Annotated in this window: 22 protein-coding genes; 12 read left to right on the forward strand and 10 right to left on the reverse strand. The window is 71.2% G+C overall.

Translation table 11 applies throughout. From position 1 onward, the window contains the following. Positions 1 to 11: 11 nt before the first annotated feature. From BU198_RS33395 to BU198_RS33415, 5 genes are all read left to right on the forward strand, one after another. Complete coding sequence (locus BU198_RS33395) at positions 12 to 473, forward strand: hypothetical protein (RefSeq protein WP_188300592.1); 462 nt, start codon at positions 12 to 14, stop codon at positions 471 to 473. Then, complete coding sequence (locus BU198_RS33400) at positions 470 to 622, forward strand: hypothetical protein (protein ID WP_188300593.1); 153 nt, start codon at positions 470 to 472, stop codon at positions 620 to 622. Before BU198_RS33395 ends, BU198_RS33400 begins: the two co-directional genes overlap by 4 nt. A gap of 253 nt (positions 623 to 875) precedes the next feature. Beyond that, positions 876 to 1,043 carry a hypothetical protein gene (locus BU198_RS33405; RefSeq protein WP_188300594.1) on the forward strand — a complete coding sequence of 56 codons (168 nt, stop codon included), beginning with the start codon at positions 876 to 878 and terminating at the stop codon, positions 1,041 to 1,043. A gap of 488 nt (positions 1,044 to 1,531) precedes the next feature. Next, entirely contained in the window at positions 1,532 to 1,804 is a 273-nt protein-coding gene (locus BU198_RS33410; RefSeq protein WP_188300595.1) for a hypothetical protein, read from the forward strand. A gap of 680 nt (positions 1,805 to 2,484) precedes the next feature. Further along, positions 2,485 to 3,033: a hypothetical protein gene (locus BU198_RS33415; RefSeq protein ID WP_188300596.1), complete on the forward strand. Its 549-nt coding sequence runs from the start codon at positions 2,485 to 2,487 to the stop codon at positions 3,031 to 3,033. A gap of 41 nt (positions 3,034 to 3,074) precedes the next feature. On the opposite strand, the gene BU198_RS33420 is transcribed toward BU198_RS33415, so the two are convergent. After that, complete coding sequence (locus BU198_RS33420; RefSeq protein WP_188300597.1) at positions 3,075 to 3,296, reverse strand: hypothetical protein; 222 nt, start codon at positions 3,294 to 3,296, stop codon at positions 3,075 to 3,077. 699 nt (positions 3,297 to 3,995) lie between these two features. Between BU198_RS33420 and BU198_RS33425 the strand changes: the two genes are divergently transcribed. Beyond that, a complete protein-coding gene (locus BU198_RS33425) occupies positions 3,996 to 4,427 on the forward strand; it encodes a hypothetical protein (protein WP_188300598.1) in 432 nt (143 codons plus the stop codon). Positions 4,428 to 4,628: 201 nt separating this feature from the next. Here the strand turns inward: BU198_RS33425 and BU198_RS33430 are convergent, their stop codons facing one another. The 3 genes from BU198_RS33430 to BU198_RS33440 all read right to left on the reverse strand — a co-directional run bounded on the left by BU198_RS33430 (position 4,629) and on the right by BU198_RS33440 (position 5,349). Next, a complete protein-coding gene (locus BU198_RS33430; RefSeq protein ID WP_188300599.1) occupies positions 4,629 to 4,799 on the reverse strand; it encodes a hypothetical protein in 171 nt (56 codons plus the stop codon). A 159-nt stretch (positions 4,800 to 4,958) separates the two neighbouring features. Further along, entirely contained in the window at positions 4,959 to 5,159 is a 201-nt protein-coding gene (locus BU198_RS33435; RefSeq protein WP_188300600.1) for a hypothetical protein, read from the reverse strand. Between the two features lie 34 nt (positions 5,160 to 5,193). Beyond that, positions 5,194 to 5,349 carry a hypothetical protein gene (locus BU198_RS33440; protein WP_188300601.1) on the reverse strand — a complete coding sequence of 52 codons (156 nt, stop codon included), beginning with the start codon at positions 5,347 to 5,349 and terminating at the stop codon, positions 5,194 to 5,196. A gap of 829 nt (positions 5,350 to 6,178) precedes the next feature. Here BU198_RS33440 and BU198_RS33445 point away from each other — a divergent pair. After that, the gene (locus BU198_RS33445) at positions 6,179 to 6,436 is read left to right on the forward strand and encodes a hypothetical protein (protein WP_188300602.1); all 258 of its coding nucleotides are present in this window, start codon (positions 6,179 to 6,181) and stop codon (positions 6,434 to 6,436) included. On the opposite strand, the gene BU198_RS33450 is transcribed toward BU198_RS33445, so the two are convergent. Further along, positions 6,433 to 6,924 carry a hypothetical protein gene (locus tag BU198_RS33450; protein ID WP_188300603.1) on the reverse strand — a complete coding sequence of 164 codons (492 nt, stop codon included), beginning with the start codon at positions 6,922 to 6,924 and terminating at the stop codon, positions 6,433 to 6,435. The genes BU198_RS33445 and BU198_RS33450 overlap by 4 nt on opposite strands. A gap of 368 nt (positions 6,925 to 7,292) precedes the next feature. Here BU198_RS33450 and BU198_RS33455 point away from each other — a divergent pair, with 368 nt between their 5' ends. Together BU198_RS33455 and BU198_RS33460 are read left to right on the forward strand one after the other, a co-directional pair. Further along, positions 7,293 to 8,540: a hypothetical protein gene (locus BU198_RS33455; protein ID WP_188300604.1), complete on the forward strand. Its 1,248-nt coding sequence runs from the start codon at positions 7,293 to 7,295 to the stop codon at positions 8,538 to 8,540. A gap of 329 nt (positions 8,541 to 8,869) precedes the next feature. After that, positions 8,870 to 9,427 carry a hypothetical protein gene (locus BU198_RS33460; RefSeq protein ID WP_188300605.1) on the forward strand — a complete coding sequence of 186 codons (558 nt, stop codon included), beginning with the start codon at positions 8,870 to 8,872 and terminating at the stop codon, positions 9,425 to 9,427. Positions 9,428 to 9,464: 37 nt separating this feature from the next. Here BU198_RS33460 and BU198_RS33465 read toward each other — a convergent pair whose 3' ends face one another. Beyond that, positions 9,465 to 9,602, reverse strand: coding sequence for a hypothetical protein (locus tag BU198_RS33465; RefSeq protein WP_188300606.1), 138 nt, complete (start codon positions 9,600 to 9,602; stop codon positions 9,465 to 9,467). 25 nt (positions 9,603 to 9,627) lie between these two features. Here BU198_RS33465 and BU198_RS33470 point away from each other — a divergent pair, with 25 nt between their 5' ends. Next, on the forward strand, positions 9,628 to 9,876 hold the full coding sequence (locus BU198_RS33470; RefSeq protein ID WP_188300607.1) for a hypothetical protein: 249 nt from the start codon (positions 9,628 to 9,630) through the stop codon (positions 9,874 to 9,876). A gap of 27 nt (positions 9,877 to 9,903) precedes the next feature. On the opposite strand, the gene BU198_RS33475 is transcribed toward BU198_RS33470, so the two are convergent. Beyond that, positions 9,904 to 10,392 carry a hypothetical protein gene (locus BU198_RS33475; RefSeq protein ID WP_188300608.1) on the reverse strand — a complete coding sequence of 163 codons (489 nt, stop codon included), beginning with the start codon at positions 10,390 to 10,392 and terminating at the stop codon, positions 9,904 to 9,906. An 838-nt stretch (positions 10,393 to 11,230) separates the two neighbouring features. Between BU198_RS33475 and BU198_RS33480 the strand changes: the two genes are divergently transcribed. Beyond that, on the forward strand, positions 11,231 to 11,476 hold the full coding sequence (locus BU198_RS33480; protein WP_188300609.1) for a hypothetical protein: 246 nt from the start codon (positions 11,231 to 11,233) through the stop codon (positions 11,474 to 11,476). A gap of 76 nt (positions 11,477 to 11,552) precedes the next feature. Further along, positions 11,553 to 11,831, forward strand: coding sequence for a hypothetical protein (locus BU198_RS33485; protein ID WP_188300610.1), 279 nt, complete (start codon positions 11,553 to 11,555; stop codon positions 11,829 to 11,831). A gap of 237 nt (positions 11,832 to 12,068) precedes the next feature. Here the strand turns inward: BU198_RS33485 and BU198_RS33490 are convergent, their stop codons facing one another. The 3 genes from BU198_RS33490 to BU198_RS43560 form a co-directional block, all read right to left on the reverse strand. Next, complete coding sequence (locus BU198_RS33490) at positions 12,069 to 13,154, reverse strand: hypothetical protein (RefSeq protein ID WP_188300611.1); 1,086 nt, start codon at positions 13,152 to 13,154, stop codon at positions 12,069 to 12,071. Positions 13,155 to 13,746: 592 nt separating this feature from the next. After that, positions 13,747 to 14,946: a helix-turn-helix domain-containing protein gene (locus BU198_RS43555; protein WP_188300612.1), complete on the reverse strand. Its 1,200-nt coding sequence runs from the start codon at positions 14,944 to 14,946 to the stop codon at positions 13,747 to 13,749. Next, positions 14,943 to 15,185: a hypothetical protein gene (locus BU198_RS43560; protein ID WP_188300613.1), complete on the reverse strand. Its 243-nt coding sequence runs from the start codon at positions 15,183 to 15,185 to the stop codon at positions 14,943 to 14,945. Before BU198_RS43560 ends, BU198_RS43555 begins: the two co-directional genes overlap by 4 nt. Between the last annotated feature and the right edge of the window lie 1,786 nt (positions 15,186 to 16,971).

Below are 16,971 nucleotides of genomic sequence, written 5' to 3' on the forward strand. Positions count from 1 at the left end.
CAGAGGCAGCCATGACCCCCGATCAGCCGGTCCCCGAATTTCCCGAGACCAGCACGCTGTTCGTCTTCACCCCCGTTCCCGGTACGACCTGGAACCTGACCCTCGACGCCTTCACCCAGGCGCTGCGCCGGAGGGAAGGGGAGGAGGCGTTCGTGCACACCAAGGCGGACGGCGGGGCCTACGGACCGAGCGACGAGAACGACTGGTGGTTCGACTTCACCGTGGCCGGGACGACCTTCGAGGGCATCGGGTCCGGCGTCTCGGGTGACGAGGGCCTGTCTCTGCGCAACGCGACCGCCGGCGTCGCCGCGGAGTTCGCCGCATGGATGGTCCAGGAGCTCGTACCCGCGAACGGCCGGGTCGACTTCAATACCAGGGCCGGGATGGAGGCCGGACTGACCGACGAGGTCCTGACCGAGCGCACCGCCACCGGGTTCGAGGCTGTCTTCCGCGACCACCTGGGCGACCTGTGACCCGCAGCGGTGCCGGGGGTTTCTCCATCAGCCGCCGGCTGGTCAGCACCAGCCGGATTGCCTGGCGCAAGCACCGCTTCGTGCAGTACTCCTTCGGGGCCGCGGGCATCGGGGCGCTGTTCGTCTTCGGGGCGTGGATGTTCTCCTGAGACGGCGTCGGGCTCGGCTGCCTGTGGCCGTGGCCGGGCAGCAGACGGATGCGGGGTGCCGTGCGGGGGCCGTTGCGCCGGGTCTGCGGGGAAGCGGAGATCGCTCGAACGCTGTGAGCCGCCCCGGACGCGGGCGGGGCCGGGAGGCGGTCGACGGGGGCCTCGGAGGGACGCCACATCGCCGAGCAGCTGCACGACCTCGTCTGCCAGTAGCGCCGCAACCGCCGCCACCCGACCCGCCAGGAGAACGACCGTGTCCCCCGTCCTGCACAATGCCGCGCTCATCACCGCCGCCGGTGCCGCCTGGTACGCCGTGGCGATCACCGCCGCGGCCGTCACCGCCGTTGCTGCCCGCAACGCCGACCGCCGCCGCGACGCCCGGGAGGTCCTGAAGGTCCTCGTGCAACGCCGCTCCCGCTGACCTCGGAGGCAGCGCTACCGGTCCGGCCACCGAACCCGTGGCCGGACCGGCCGGCTGTCCACCAGGCCCCGCGGCCCGCCGTGGCGAGGCGCCCGCCGCATCCGCTCGCCCTCCAGACGCTCCTCGTGGCTGGCCTTCTCGGCAGGCGGCGTAGTTGTCCCCGGTCTCGGCCAGGTCGGTGTCGAACCCCTCCTCCATCACTCTTGGCCACGCCCGCGCCGTGAGTCCGACGACGTGGAGAGGTGCCGCACGGGGCGGAGTTGGCCCAAGTGAGGTGAGCGCCCTACCCTGCTCCTGGGTCTTGTGCCCTGCGTGCCGCTGAGCTTCCCGGCGGCCTCCTCAAAAAAAAAGTCTGCCTTCCATGTGATTTCAATCACTGCAAAACGGAATCGCAGGTGCCAGTGCGCGCATGCGCGGATCTGATCACCAGCGGGCAGACCTGATCCCGCACTTCGCGGATTGAGGCTGGCTGTTCGTTGAGTTCTGTCGTGGTCCGGCACGCCCTGATCGGGCTGAGGGTCCTGCCGGTGCTTTTGATCGTCGCGCTGTCCGCGCCAGCGTGGGTGTCCTGGCCGTTCCTGCCGGAACGGCGCCAGCAGGTGGTGCTGGACATGGTGAAGGCCTTGGCCGACTGGACCCGAGGGATGTCGCCCGAGGATGTCACGGCGTCGCCTGCCGCGGACCCCACTCTCGTGGTACCCGCCGTTGAAGCGCCAGCGGGTGCCCTGGGCACCGGGCCGTTGACTGGTGAACCGGAGTAACCGCTCCAACCGATCGACGCGATAACAGCAGCGCCTCCTCAGGTCAGCGACCAGTACCGCCTGGTACGTCCTTGCCGTCACCACCGCCGTTGTCGCCCGAAGCGACGCCCGGGAGGTGCCACTCAGTCACGCCGGCTGTGCGACGATCCGCAGACCGACGGGACGGAGGACGGCTGTGGAGCAGCGGCAGGGGTGGGCGGTGGAGCGGGCGCGGGCGATCGTGGCGCGGGACGCCCGGGCGACGGTGGTCGACGTGGTGGCGGGGGCGCTCGCCGAACTCGGGCCCGGCGCGGACGGGTGCGGCGTGGGGCATCTGATGTGGCATCTGGCCGAGGCGCTGCGCGGGCAGGTGCCGGGCGCGGAGGACACGGGCGTTCTGGCGGGGGCGGTGGACGCGGTCTCGCTCGCGCTGGCGGCGGAGCGCGGCGGGTGGGGGCGGGACGCGGTGGTGCGGGTCACCGGGGGAGAGCACCTGGGGCGGGGCGGGCTGGTCGACGTGCCGCTGTGGGAGCCGGACCACGCGCGGCGGGACGTCGCGCCGGGCCTGCCCGGCGCCTACCGGGTCCGGCTGGACGCGGCGCTGACCGTGGCCGTCCCCGCCGCAGACCTGCGGCCGGCGTCCCCGAGCAGCGACCCGGACGTCTTCATGACGGTCGAGTTCAGCTCCGTGTGGGTGGGGTGTGGTGTGGGCGGACCGGCTGGTGCGCTGGCACCGGGACCGCCGTCCCGGGGAGTGGGCGCACGCCGGCCTCGGGCCGGACCCGGCGGGCACGGTGGGGCAGGCCGCGCTCCTGGTGGCCGCCGCGCTGCTGGACACCGCCACCGCCTCGGGGCTGGACGAGCCCGCCGACGGCTCCGCGCTCCTGGACATCCCCCTGTCCGCCGTCGCCGCGCTGCTGACCGGCGCCGACGACGAGGTGATCGGCGCCCTGCTGGACCGCACCCGCCCCCAACTCGCCGCCACCGCCCAGGGACTGGACGTCCTGCGGGCGCTGTGGAGCATCACCGCCGACGTCGAAGACCTGCACCAGCGGCGCCGGGCCCAGCGCCTCGCCCGTACGGTGCTGGCGGGCCACCAGGCCGCGAGCATGCGCACGGGGACCGACCCCGCGGCCCGACTGCTGCTGCGGGACCGGATGGACGACCTGGCGCCCTGGGAAGAAGCGCGGCGGGCCCGTGCGTGGGCGGCCGAGGTGACCGCGCAGGCCGGGCCCGGCGACGACCGGTAGAAGGGTGGCGGCCACCACGGCGGCCGCCACCCGAACACCCCTCAGCCGGCGTCGGCAGCGGTGGCGGCCAGGCCGCCGGGACCCAGCGGCCGACGCGCCGCCCGGGCACCGGCGGACGGCTGCACCGCGCCCGCGGGCGGATCGGTGAGCGGGGCGGCCCGTTCCACGGCCGTGAGCCGGGCCTCGGGCGTGGGCTCGGCGTCGGCCGGGTTGGTGGCCTCGGCGGGAGAGGGACGCCACAGTGGGCGCCGGTCGGCAGTCATGATCGCCAGTCTGGCAGTCGACGCCGTGGCTCTATACGTGAGTTGCGAGAGCACCTGTCGTTCGGCGGCGCGGGTCCCTGCCAGCGCCACTCTCATCACCGCCGCCTGAACCTCGTTACGACGAAGGCCCGCACCCCCAGCGCTGGGGGCGCGGGCCTTCTGTGTTTCGTGCCCTAGGCGGACGCGGATGCGGCTTCGCGGTCGGCGCCGATGAGTCGATGTCCTCGATCAGCAGCGTCGCCAGCGCCGCCCGGTCCTCGGCCGTCATCCTCTCCAGCAGCAGGCTGTACACGGCCGCAGGGTCATCCCAGGCCACTACCGGCCTCAAGGCGGGAGGGGCCGGAGGCTGCTGCTCCCGGCGAGGCAGGGGCGGGCGGGAGGCCGGGACGGCAGGCCGAGGCCGGTGTTGCGGAGTCGGACGAATTGATCCGTGTGCTGGTGACGATCGTGGCCGAGCTGTGGGCGAACTGGGCGCCGACGCGGAGGACGAAACCGGCCCCGCTCCATCGCTGCCGGCCGGCGCTGACGCGGCGGAGCGGGAGTAGGACTCCATCGGTCTTGTCCGCGGCCAATCCGGATTGTCCGCCGCTTACCCGGGCATCTTCGGACTCTCCTTGATGGACAATCCGAGCAGCTCGCACTGTGGAGTCTCCACCAGGTCTCGACGAGGTCCGACGAGACCTTCGACAAGGAGAAGTCATGGGTAAGACGAGGAAGATAGCTCTGGCGCTGGCTGCGGCGGGAGGGCTGGCTGTGTCGTTGCCGGCCCCTGCGGCAAATGCGGCATCCGGGGACCGTGTGATCTGGACCAACGGGTCGACCGACGTTCAGTTCGCGGCCGGTGATTGCGTTGCAGACGGGACTTTCCACTACACAACCGCTCACGCGCACCCGAATGTCATGTATGCAAGTATCGGCAAGGTCAGCGGCCCGTCCTGGTGCCGCTTCGCGGTGGACATGACCTACCGAGACCAGGGAGACAACTTCGTGAACGCCGGCGAGCAGGTGTCCGCGTCGAGGGCTACCGTCACTGGCCTCGGCACACGATGCTCTGTAAGGCTCTCGATTCAGAGGCCCGGGGACGGCTGGTTCACGGTCTACCTCAACAACATCACAACGTGTACCGCCTAGAATGAGTGCTTAGCCCCGGCGAGATCATCGCTTGTCGGAGCCCACTGTTCGCCTGACAACTGATGGGTTGGATGAGAGTCAGCCTCATCCAACCCATCGTGGTCGCCGGAGGCCGACGCGGCGAACGGAACCGCTGAGACGCGCCGAAGTCCTTCCCGGCCGCGCCGGCCGGCGACCGGGGTGCGGCCGGTCGGGGCCGTGCTACCCGTCCAGTCCGGCGGCCCGGAGTTCGGCCAGCAGCGCGGCCACGGTTTCCGTGCCCGGGTCCTGCCGGAGGCGGGCGGAGGCGGTGCCGATCCGGTCCCGGACCACGGCAGTCAGTTGGTCGAGGCGGGCGGTGTGGCCCGGCGGCGGGGTCAGGTCGTCGTCCATGCGGCCATGATGGCCCGCCAGGGTGGTGCCCGGGCCGAAACGCGGGACGCTACGGGGCGTTCCGGTGGCCGCGGGACGTGGCACCGAACCCACTGCCTATGGCGTACAGCGATGGCCCGGAACCGAGAGATCGGTTCCGGGCCATCGTCGTGTCCGGGTTCAGCCGGCGGCCAGGCCGCCGGGGCCCAGTGGCCGGCGGGCGCCGCGCGTGCTCGGCTGCGCCTTGGCGGGGGCGGGTTCCAGGAACGGGGCGCGCTCCACTGCTGTGAGCCGGGCCTCGGGGTACGGCTGGACGGGTACGGGGTCGGCGGCGGCGGGTTCGGAGAAGGGACGCCACAGCGGGCGGCGGTCGGAGGTCATGCTCGCCAGTCTGGCAGCGCGTCAGGGCGGGTGGTCACCGGTATTCCCAGACGTCGTCGGTGGCCGCGAGCGACAGGTCCAGGCGCACGGCCAGGCCGTGGTGGTCGGACGCGTCGGTAGGGGTGTCGAGCAGCCGGTAGCCGCCCGTGCCGGTTTGTCGGCACGGGCTCTCAGATGTGCGAGTAGTCACTCAACGTAAACCGTGGCGGGGTATGCCTAGTCGATATAGAGCCTGGCGGACTGGGCACCTCCGTAGTACCCGTATACGCCATTGATTGTCGCCCAATACCCCATTTGGACAACGTAGGTGCCATGTCCTGGCCTGTGCCAAGGCATATACGTATCCACGGAGTTGTACGTCATCCATCCAGTACAGCCGAAGTCGTGGACCTGGTACGTCGAACCGGTAGACGTAACTGCGAGCAACTGCGCACAGTAGTCCGCGTTGATCCCATTCGGATTGATTGCCTGCAACTCGGGGTGCAACGATGCACTACCCGTGCTTTCCTTCCAGACACACGGGTCCAGCAGGAAGCCGCCTGGTTCCTGCGCCCACTGTCCATTGGTGTTGTCTGACCGGCAACCACCGTTCGAGGTGGCTGAGGCGTTGGTCGCACCCAACCCGACCGTCGTAACGCTGACTGCGGCAACAGCTGCGACCTGGACAAGCTTCTTGAGCCACATACGGATCCTCCCCCGGGTGGAGCGGCCACCCATCCTGTGCTGAGAGACGATTGCCATGGTGCAGAGACAGAGTCCGTCGGTGCTTGATAGTTCGTCAAGACGGATTTCAGGTCACCGAGGCGGCAGTCGGGCGGCCCTGCTCAGGCTGCGGCACCGCCGCGGGAGAGGGCGGAGACCGCGGCCAAGCGGCTGACCAAGGCGCTGGCCCGCAAACTGATCTCCGCCCTGGTCGACGCGAAGACGACGTGAGCCGAGCGCGCGGGATGGCCGGTGGGGCGTTGTCCGACCGGGTACGGTCCCCATCGGACGACGCGCGTGGGTGGACGGGGCGGGGCATGGACGAGGGCGGGCACCGGGCCGAGCGGATCGGCGCCCTGGTCGCCGCCCGCCGCCGCGAACTGGGACTGTCGGAAGAAGATCTGGCCCGGCGCCTGGCCACGGCGTCCGGCAGCTGCCCGACCCGCACCGACGTGTGGCGCTGGGAGACCGGGTACCAGGGCCGTACCCCCGGCCCCTACTACCTGCCCCACCTGGCCGCCGTCGCGCGCCCCGACCGGCCCGGGTGCGGCGCTGGCCTCGGCCACCCGCGCTAGCTTCGCCCGGCGGCCACCGCTTCGTCCATCACCTGGGCGAGGAGCGGCAGCTCCCGCTCGAACCAGGTGAGGACGGTGCTCGGCATCGCGGCGGCCAGGGAGACCACAGCGGCCAGCGCGATCCGTTCGCCGGGCGCGAGCTTGGGCACGCTGGCCGGGGCGGTCGCGCCCACCAGCACGTAGCCGTCCAGGCGCTCGCGCAGCTCCTCGACGAGGAGGCCGTCGCTGTAGGGGACGATCTCGCGGCCGGTGGCCCGCTCGACCGCGCCGGCCACCAGGTCCAGTACCGTGCCATGAGCCTCGACCGGCTGCCGGCGGGCCAGCTCGCGCACCCAGGCCGCCGCCCGCTCACCGGCCGCCGCGGCGACCTGCAGCGCGATCCGTTCTTCGTCCGTCAGCTCGTCCGTGGGGGACTGCCCGGCGGCGGCATCACCGGAACCGTGGAGAGAGGCGGGGACCGGCAGTCGGTACAGCGGAGAAGTCGTCACACCGGTGCAACCGCCAGGGCACCCCGGCGGTCACGGCCGTCGCTGCTCGCTGTTGCCGCACGGTGCAGCAGGGCGACCCTTGCTGCACCGTCGGCGCGGCGCTGCGCAGCCGGCTGCCGCGCCCACGCGGCGCGGGACAACCGGCTGCGCAGCGGGAAACAACCTCCGCTGCGCACCGGCGGCGCGGGGACAGCCCGGGGACAACGTGACCGACGGCCGGCCGCGCGGGGCGGGACAACGTGTTTGTGGTGGCCGGGGCGGATTTTCGGAGCGCGGTGCGAAATCATGGTGCTGACCTGTGAGAAAACGCCTGCGGAAATATCGCCCCGGTTCGAAATTAGGTTGCCTGACCTGGCTACGATCACACCATGGAAAACGAACCGGGGCGAAATGGCGGTGGCGAGGTGGCGCTGTTCGATCTGAACGGCGACCAGGCCGAGGGCGCGCGGTGCAAGGGGCCGGACTGCGAGACCGCGTTGCCGCCGCGTACCGGCCGGGGCCGGCGCGCGACCTACTGCTCGCAGGCGTGCAAGAGCCGCGCCGACCGGGCGCGGGTCAAGGCCCGGACCGTCACAGTGCTGCCCGGCCCCGACGGACCCGCCGTCGCCGCGGACGCCACGCCGAAGGAGCGGCCCGAGGGACAGTGGCCCGCGGCTGGGCTGCCAGCGGAGCGGCAGCGGGTGCTCGGCGCCGCCGACGCAATCCGCAAGCGCGCCGAGGACTTCCTGGCCGCCGTGGACGGCGACCCGATGAGCGCCCACGCGAAGCTGGCCGAGGACGTCTACGTCCTGCTCTCGCTGTTGGTCACCAGCGCCCGGGATGTACGGGATGCGGTCCGCTGGCCCGGTCTGGATGCCGACGCCCGCACCGCGGCGCGGATCCGGGAGGAATGGAACCTGCCGGACGGGGCCTTCGGCGACCTGAAATCAGACCGAGGCGATTTCCCGGCCCCGGCCGGCGCAGACACCGGCGCCGGTGAAACGCCCCGGGGCGAAAAAGGCACTGTGTCGGCGGCCCGCCCGAACGTCCCGAAACCGCCCCGGGACGAAACCACCGGCACCGCGGCCAGAATCGCCGTCGAGCACCAGGACGGAAAGCCCGGCCGATTCGTCGCCGGTTCCCCCGCTCGGCCCCGGACCTTCACCACCGCCGACCTCGCCCTGGACATGCTCCACCGTCCCGGCCGCCCCCGCACCGCCGGCCGACCCGCGGCTTCGGTCGCTCCGGTCGCTGAGGCCAGGCAGCCCGGCAAGGTGCAGGCGCCCAAGCTGACGCTGGGTCGGGCCACCGGCTGGACGCCGCCCACCGACCGCGGCCTGGGCGAAGCGCACCGCGACTACGCTCTCGGCGCCGGCCTGGTCCACCTCACCTGGCCGAGCACACCCGCCATCCAGGCACTCGAACAGCGCGGCCGCCTGGCCGGCTGGACCGAGGTCTACGACGACGCGGGCAACTGGGTCGCCCTCCTCAACGGCCACCCGGTCGCCGACGCCGCCGACGGAGTGTCGCTGCTGTCCGCCAACCCCGCCGACGCCCTCACCCTGTTGCGCCTGGCGCTCGACCAGGGCCTCGCCGCCTCCGAGCCGGCCCGGTCGCTCCCGCGCTCCCACGGGTGACCCCGGTCATGGACATACCGGGAGGGCAAGGCACCTGACCGTGGGCGAATCGGGCGGGACAAGGTGCTGGCCAAGGGGTTCGGCCAGACCGTGGACAAGGGGGTGGTGTGCAGTGTCGGCCGCACCCGGGCGCTGGTCCGGGTGCCGGGGGCGGCCACCGTGACGGGTCCGGCCTGCTGCTGGTGGAAGGCCACCTCGATCCTGGTGGCGCCGGTCCTGACCCGGCCCCGGCAGGGACGGCGGCCACAGCGCATGGGCGCGCGTGCGAGACCCGGGGGATCTCGCCGAAAGCGCCTGCCAGACGCCTCGGAGACGGGATACTCGGCCCCGTGACGACGAAGAACCCGGTGGGCCTGGAGCTGCCCCGGATCCTGCCCGGCAATCCGGCCTGGATCCGGTACGCCGCCTACCTCTCGGAGGTCCTGGGCCTGGCCGCGGCCGCAGCCCGCGTGCGCCCGGACGAGTACCCCCTGCCGGCCCTGGCCCTGGAGACGGCGGGCGAGGTCATCGAGGAGATCGCCGCCGCCCTCACCACCGCCGCGGCGGACACCGCGCCCCCGGTCGTCCTCTACGTCCTCCCGGCCTGGACCCTGAAGGCCCTGCGGGACGTCCTGGCCGCACTGCACGCCGCAGCGGTGGAGGAGCCGGGAGGCGACGGGCTGCGCTCGACGCTGGTGCTGCTGGGGGAGAGTCTGGACTACCCGCGGGTGCGGACGCCGGCCGAGATGGCGGCGGACCTGGACGCGGTGGTCGCGGTCCTCGCCCTGGACGGCCCTGCGGTGCGGGCGGCGGCCACCGATCTGGCCCTGAGCCGCTGCCGGGCCGACACCGGGACGGCACTCACCGAGGTCTACGCACACTGGGTCCGCCTCGGGGTACCGCTGTAGGACGGCAGAGGCGCGAAGCACCTGCCACCAACCACCCCTACAGCTCCGTCTGCCCGCAGACCCGCCCGCCACGGCCGGCCCGGAACTCGCGGCCGGCCGCGACGGTGCCGGGATCGTCACCGAAGGCGGCCACCGTCACCGCGACGCACCGCCCGCGGGCGAGGTGCAGCTGCATCCCGGCCCGCCACTGAGTGCCGCTGGTGCGGTTGCTGGAGGCCGACGCGGCTCGCCTCCACCTGTCCCTGGACGTCGGTGCCGTCCTCGACCTGGCGGCGCTGCCCGACCTGCTGGTGCTCCGCTTCGTCCAGGACCAGCAGGCCGAGCGCTCAGGTGAGGTGGAGCCGTTCGGCGCCGACACCTGGTTTTCACCGCCCACCTGCCCGACGGCCTCCATCAGGTCGTCGCCACGGCCGAGCAGGACGCCCTGGATCGAGCACCGGCGGAGCTGACCCCTGCGGACGTTCAACCTGAGGCGGTCAGCCGCCCCCCGTCAACTGCACCTCACTGGAGCCGAGTTCGGCGCGCATCCGGGTCTGCAGATTTCGCAACACGGGCCCGTAGGCGTACCGCAGCTCCCTGTACTCGGCGGCCTCCACACCCGTCCCGGTGGCCAGCAGGTCGCGTACCTGGCGGATGAGTTTGAAGGCATCCTCCGCACGGTCCAGGACCGGCTGGCTCGCGATGATCGCCAGCTCGTAGCGTAGCGAGTAGCAGCCCGAGGTGCGGAAGGCCTCCAGTACCGCTGTGGCGCGGGCTTCGACGCTCTGATGATCGGTTTGCGCTTCGGTGCGCATGCGTTCGTGCGCATCGGTGAGTGCGGCGAGGAAGCGGGCGTAGGTCTGCTGGCACAGTGCGCGGTGGCTGGCACTCTGCTCCCGCCGCCACTTCACACGGTCGTTGAGCGAGGTGGCGAGCAGCGCGATCAGCGCTCCCAGCGCGGTACCGGAGAGCGATATCCAGTTCATGGGGTGATGCTGCCAAGACTGGGGGGCGGGAAGCGAGACTCGCGTGCGGACCTGTGGCGCGCAGTTTCGGCCAGCGCGTGGTCCGTCCGGGGACGCTGGCGGGATTCGGGCGTCGGCACGCCCGCCCCGGCTACTGGGTGGGCGTCAGATGGGTGCGGACGGTCCGCGCTGGACGAGGTCCTCGACGCGCGCGGTGCGGGCAGGGGTGCGGCGGGCGGTAGGGGTTCTCGCCCTGCGGGGCTGTCGGGGCCGTGGTGCGTCCGGCGACGCCGGCCACGGTGGAGCGGCTCGTCCCGGGCCGGCTCGCCGCCCCCGACCCGACTCCCGACGCAGCTCCCGACGCAGCTCCTGGCGCGGCTCCTGACGTAGCTCCTGATGCCACCACCCCAGGCCGGAGCGGACGACGGTATCCGCGCAGCTCAGATCCCCTGCCAAGGCCGCCGAAAATTCCGACAACCCTGTCGTCCGGGTAACGAAGGTTCACAACGGACTCGGTGCCCGACGCCGCTCCTGACGTTGCCCGCCACCCCGCCCTCGAATTCCCCTGGAATCCGTCCGCAAGCGCCGCCGAATTCCGCCTCCGGCGACATCGCCTCACCCCAACCTGCGCCGTCCAGGCCGTCCGCAAGTGCCGCCGCTGGCCGCCCCAAGCCTGCGCCCGCACCAACCGAGCCCGGCAGACTGGCACAGGCCCGACAGCCCCGCCCAGCCGCCCACCGTGGCACCCGCATCTGCCCCAACGGCCGCTTGGAGAGCGTGCCGCACCCCGGCCAGATCCTCGGGGATCAACCGAGCACTGGCCCACCGCCCTTTCAGGGGGCGCCTCCGGCGAGCACACGTGCCCACCGCCCTTGACCGCCTCAACCTCCCCACCCGCCTGCTCCCCGCCGACCGCACGAACAGCCTGCGCCCGGCCGCCATCCAGTGGCGCGCCGACCTCGACCCCGCCACCGGCGAACACCGAGCCCCCACCCCGCCCGGCACCGCCGACCGCCTCCTGCTCCTCCTGCTCCTCCTGCGCCGGATGGCCGCCGACGCCCCGCCCACAGACCAGCCGGACAGCCAGAAGGAGACGCGCCCGTGACCACCACCACCCACCCCCGGCCGGCCCGCCCCCAGTCCTCCCGGCCCCGGCCCCGCAGGCCTCCACCCCGCCCGCGGTGCTGCTCCTGAACCCCGCCGCGCTGACCGACCCGGCCGAACGCGAGCACGCCCTCGTCCGGCTGATCCGCTACCAGAACCGGGTCCGCACCGCCCACCTGCACCTGGAAGAGGGCGACCGCGTCCAACTCCCCCAGTGCCCGGTCGTCGGTGCGCGCGCCCAGCTCGGTTGCCCACGCGGAGGCCCTGGTCGTCGAGGCCGCCGCGATCCCTATCGCGGCCGACAGCCGCGCCCGTTCCGCAGCCTGCGCGCGGTCGGTCTCAGTCTCCGCGGCTAGGTCCTGCCGGGCGCGGGCGGCCCGTGTGGCAGCGAAGCCGGCCCGCTCGGCAGCGAACACCGACACCGCAGCACCGCCGTCGCCGTGCTCGTCGGGGTACTGCCCGCTGGACAAGAGGACCAGAGTCATAACCGGTGAACTCGCCCAGTGCCACCAAGGACATGGCTCCGGCCGGGTTTCGCCCCGCAGCCAGGGCACGAGGCGAAACCCGACCAAACTGACAGTCCTGGCGGTTCATCAAGCGTTCCCGAAGCTCTCCTCTTCTTCTGCGGATTCCTCGGGAACGATCCAATCGCGATGCTCCACTCTGTTCCTTTGGGCAGCGGAATCCCTACGCTGCGCCAGCTGTTGGAGCGCGACATCCGCCTTCGCTGCTTGCAAGGAAGTCTCAATGACAAAGAGGCGCGCCCAGCGGAATTGTTCGAGTGAATGAGTTTCCTGGACGGGATCTACAGCGAATGAGATCCTTCCGTCCATGTACCGTTCGATCTTCGGAGTCAGGATCTCGAACTGCGCGAACCGCGCATAGTCGATTCCCAGGCTAGTGACCCGCATGGCTGTCTGAAGCTGCCGGATGATCTCCGACAGACCTTGAACCTGCTGTGTTGTCCTGTTGACGCGATCCAGAAGGCCGCTCTGTGCCTCCGCGATCGCCAACGAGACCGCATCGCGATTCGCGAACCTCTGATGATGCAGAGGGAACCCGGCATCTGAGAAGTACCCGACGTTCCGGCCAAAGGAGAACGGCCCAGGGGCTCCCTGGCCATTCGGGATCGTGTAGCTATCCAACATCGCGTAAAACGCTAGCCGTAGCCCAGCCATTGCAGCGGGAATATCATCTTTATCCGCATGCTTCTGTGCATGCCGAAGCAGTTCTATTGTGGCGACATCCGTCAAGAGGTCCGCCATGTCTATCCGCTGAAAATCCCCTCCAAAAACCAGAAGGGTGGCGTCGGTAAAAAATGTTGTCACATCCGCACGAACCTGATCGATCGAATCGGCTGAGGGAATAACGCCACTGTGCTTCAAATGGCCACGTATCTTACTCATGCGTTCCATGGCCTTCTTGCTGGGAAGCTCCTTCCCCTCGGGAAGCTTCTCCCCGATCTTCCCCCAGAAATCTGCAAAGTTAATCTGTGTCTTGACGCCAACATCCAGATGCTCAGCGCAGAGGATGAGAAATAGCTCTACGGCATCATGAAAGGAAAGAACAGACGTCGTTGCCATAATCTGAGGCTGACGAGACTGCTCGACGCCCTGCTGATATAGGAACCGGATGAACGCCAGACGCTGAACTGTATGCGAGGTGAGCTGACGAGTCATCAGGGGTAACTCCAGATTAGTCGTTCAGCAGGAGCCCAGGGCTCTCCTGCCAGGTGTGCCCCGCATCCTCTCGCACAGCACTGACGGTCCCGACCGTTTCGCGAAACCCGTCCAGTACCGGCTGCTCCCGCTCGGTCCCCCCGGCATGGTGCCCCAGGGTCTCTCCGAGAACTGGCGCCTCTGAGCCTCGTCCGTCCCGCTGCTGTCCCTGGCCGAGGTCTGCCACTGTCGTCCCGCTCGTCTCCGGCGCGGGCCTGCCGGCCTCGCCCCGGGGCCGCAGCGGGACGTACGGAGGCCCGCTGCGGTTACCCCGGGTGCCCGCCTCCGCCGGCCCGCCGTCCTCGTCCTGTCGTTCTCGGTGCGGTCCCACCCGCCGCGCCATCCGCGCCCTCGCCCACCGCACCGGCCTCCACCCCCGCACGCTGTGCCCCGGGTGCCGGTCAGGCGACACCGCCCGGGCCCCGGCCGTCGGGGAGTCCACCAACCGTGGTGGATTCCTCGACGGTGCCCGTCAGCGCGTGGCGCGGGTGGCTGCGCGCGCCACGCGCCCGGTCCGGGACGGCGGCCCCGACAGGGCCGCCGTCCCGGGCGTTCAGGGTGAGTGGGCGGGGTCGACGTCTGTCCGAGGGGCTGTGCCGTGTGGATTCGGCGTCGCTGTGGGTCTGTAAATCTTGATCCGGACGATTGCGTATATGGGAGTCGGCTTACTTGGTGCCCAGTATTGCCATTTCTGGAGAGTATGGGTTTTCACGGCCGTGTCGTTCTTCGAATTCCAGTAATCGATATCTACTGTATTATTGTGTCCGGTTTCGATGCGGTCGATGTTAGGGAAGATTTTGTTAATCTCTCCGACGGTGGTGTAGCAGGAGGTTTCGCCGTCCGTCGTGGTGATCTTGAGGAGGTATTTCTCCTCGGAGCACAGCGTGGTGGCAATCGGCGTCGTGGAGGGCTGCGGGATGGGGGACGACGGGATGGGGGGCGACGGGGTGGCGGAGTAGGTCGGCGAGGTCGTCTCCGGGGTGTCCGGTGGGGTTGATGACTGGCTGCTGGATCCATCGTCGCGGGGCCACAGGAGCACTCCGGTGACGGCGACGGGCGCCAGCGCGACGGTCGCCAGCACGACGGCGATCAGGCGCCGTCGAAACCGCGACCGTATAGGGACGGAGGGCGCGTCCAGCACGACGACGGCTTCCTCCTCCGGCGAGGGCCCGGGCGCCGGGGAACCGGTGGCCCGTACCGGTTCACTGGGCACGGCCGGCGGCGGGGCGGGGACGGTCGGTGGCGGGACGGACGTGACCGGCGTCTCCGACGGTTCGCCGGGGTCCGGGCCGGACCCCTCCCGGACGTCCGGTGGGACGGACGTGACCGGCGCCTGCGCCGGGTCGCCGGGGTCCGGGCCGGACCCCTCCCGGGCGTCCGGCGGGGGGCCCGGTTCGGTGGTCCGCTGGGCGGGCGTCATCTCCTTGAGCCTCTGCCACTGCGCCAGCCACGGCCCGATGTCCTCGCCCAGCGCGTTCAGGTAGGCGATCAGGGCGAGCCTGCTGCACAGCCCGCTGTCGTTGGTGAGCTTGGAAATGCTCGGTTCCGTGTAGTTCGCGGCCTTGGCGACCTCGGCGAGAGTCTTATCGGCCTTGATCCGCAGCTCGTACAGCTCTCTGGCGAAGACGGTCAGCGGCGCGTTCCCGGTCAGGTCACGTCCCCGCCCCCGCTGCCCCTGCCGGGAGGTATCCCCGGGCCCACCCGGCCCGCCACCCGGCCCGCCACCCGGCCCGCCGCCCGGGCCGGCGCTCACCGCCCGCCCCGACGGCGGACGGGCCGGTTGGCGGCCGCAGGGCCGGCGAGGAACAGCCCGGCCACCTTCGCCGCGGCCAGCCCGCCACCACCCGCGACCGCCAGCGCGGTCTCCGCCGCCGTACCCATCAGCACCAGCACGACGATGATCGCCTGGATCACCGCCAGCACACCGAACTGGAAGACGTACGACGACGTCCGCTGCTCCCCGCGCTGCTCCCGGGAGTTGTTCCCGATCATGGCTGTCTCTCCTGCTCCACGTGTCCGGGCGGGCCCCGCCGAGGCGGGGCCGGCAGCCGCTCGTGTTCACGGCGCCCGGGCTGCAACCCGGGTGCCTGGCGGCTGACTTCAACGATGCTCACCCCGGCCCGCCGACGCCAGGGCTGACGGGGTTTCAGCAACCTTAGTGCCGTGCCGAAACCCGGCGCGCCCGTTGCCGCGCCTGCCCGGACCGCCTCCGGCAGGCGCGGCCTGCCCGCACGGCAACACGGTCGAAGCCGTCGCGGGACGCCGCTCCCGCGCTGCCGCCGGCCGCCCGGGAGTCGGGCCATCGGGCCAGCTCACGGCCGGTTTCCAAGTTTCCGGACGGGGTTGGAAAGCCCCACACACTGGTCGGCCGCCACGGGGGCGGCAACACTGGAAAGCGCCGAAACCGCTCACTCCACGTGTCCGGGCGAGCAACGGCACCCCGGGGCGGGCCCCGCTGCAACGGAGGCCCGCCCCGACACACCCGCCTCCACACCGCCGCCTTTCTCAACCACGGCAGCCGGCCGACGGCGCCCCCGCCGGTACGCAACCGCGCGGCTTCCTCTCCACCGACCGGATCATCAAGACGCCCGGGAGTGGCGTCCAGGCGGTCTGCCCGCCACCCGGCCCGCTCCGGGACGGCGAGAGCCAGGAGCACGAGCCCGACGCCCTGGCCGACATCGCCGCCCGCCCCGGCCGGACCAGATGACGGACCCACCCCGCCGCAGGCCCGCGCCCACCCGCCACTGCCGGGACGGGCCGCAGGTTTTCCTGTGTGGGGGTGTGAGCTCCGCCTCTGGGACGGGAAGTCCTGCGGTCTCAAGGGGTGGCCGCGGTCCTGCCGCCCGCCGTACGGCAGGCCGGCCGTGCTGCGCCCGCCGCTGTCCGGGCCGTCGAGGATGTTGCCCTGGACGTCGATCAGGACCACGTCCTGGTGCGGCCCGGACGGTGCCCCGGGCCGCCTCGGTGCGGTCGTCCTGGCCGTCCGGGTCCGCGGTCGTCCCGGGGCCTGCTCGCCGACGTCGTCGCGCCTCATCCGTGCTGCGCCCGGTGCCATTGATGGGGTTTTTCCATCGGGTTTTTGATGGGGTTTTTTCATGGGGCGGGATGGTGGTTGTACCGGAATTCCGCGTCACATCGTCAACGGCTGGCTGTGGTGGTTTTCTGAGAGGGCATGGGGTGGGATTCCTGTCGCTACACAAGGGAGCGGTTTGATGCTTCCGGGAGCCGGGGTCGGATGGGGGTACCGGATGTGGCGGGATTGGCTGACGGCGGGATTCTGATACGGGGTCGGGTGCCGTTTTCGGGGTGCGGGGAATTCGAGTCGAGTCCGATGGGTCTAGACCACTGGGAAGGGTCTAGACCACTCACCGTATGGTCACAATGAGTGTTGATGTCGGGTAGGGGGTTGCTCGGCGCGACGTTGGGTGACATGCTGTGGGGGCGCCACCAGGGGCCGGCCTACCTGTTCCGATGGGATGGTGAGGGCGGCGACGGACAGGAAGGCCCCACCCCCTCCTCCCGGTCAGCCAGGCGCACGGAGTGCGCCAAAACCCCCACTGACCAGCAGAAATAGCGGCCGGGACCGGCGAGGCACCGGCCCGAAGGGCCCCGGCGCGGACGCGCTGACACCCCGACGGAAGGACCACCCGGCCACCGAGCCGAACCCCCGCCGACCCGACGGCGGCGGAGTCGACGTCACACTCCGCTACTGCGCCCCGGAGGGGCGCCACAACGCTCCGTCACGCTAGTGACGGCGCGTCATGTCTGCGGAGCGGAC

The organism is Streptomyces sp. CBMA156 (genome assembly GCF_014596515.1).
Classification (GTDB): domain Bacteria; phylum Actinomycetota; class Actinomycetes; order Streptomycetales; family Streptomycetaceae; genus Kitasatospora.